Source organism: Paraburkholderia sp. RL17-373-BIF-A, assembly GCF_046030175.1.
Classification (GTDB): domain Bacteria; phylum Pseudomonadota; class Gammaproteobacteria; order Burkholderiales; family Burkholderiaceae; genus Paraburkholderia.
The window spans coordinates 1-403 of sequence record NZ_JARESO010000456.1 but is presented as its reverse complement, the minus strand read 5'-3'; the positions used below and the strand labels follow the sequence as shown (position 1 = coordinate 403).

Annotated in this window: 1 protein-coding gene and 1 pseudogene; both read right to left on the bottom strand. The window is 55.1% G+C overall.

What is annotated here, in order from left to right; translation table 11 throughout:
- Positions 1-210 (bottom strand): annotated as a pseudogene (locus tag P0D80_RS51355) (cytochrome b/b6 domain-containing protein); the annotation flags it as partial.
- Positions 207-403, bottom strand: a 197-nt coding sequence (locus P0D80_RS51350; protein WP_408296680.1) for a PepSY domain-containing protein, incomplete at its 5' end; no start/stop codon positions are given. The gene P0D80_RS51350 and the pseudogene P0D80_RS51355, both read right to left, overlap by 4 nt.

The window sequence follows — 403 nt, the reverse complement described above, 5'->3', positions numbered from 1 at the left end:
ATAACTTCCCGCGAAGCCCCACAGGATACGAGCCGCGACCAACCCAAGAACCGCGTAGCCGAGGGCATGATGGATGGTTCCGCCGTCTTCGCTCAAAACGTATGCACCACCAAATGCACCCACAAGACCCCAATGGAACACCCGTACGAACAGGTCCCACACTAGCGTTGATCGGGAGGCGTCGCCTTCCCCTCGGCTCAGGGAACTCATTCGTTGACCTCCTCGCTAACAGGCTTGCCATCGACAGGATTGACAACCATCTCGTGATGATTACCCTTCTTGTCCAATGCATAGACCTCATAGCAGCTTCCCTCAGTCTTGACCCGCTTGACCTGGTAACCCTGTTTCTCCAGTTGGCTCGAAACTTCCTTGTCCTGCATCCACTTTGTTTTTGGCTCGGTGG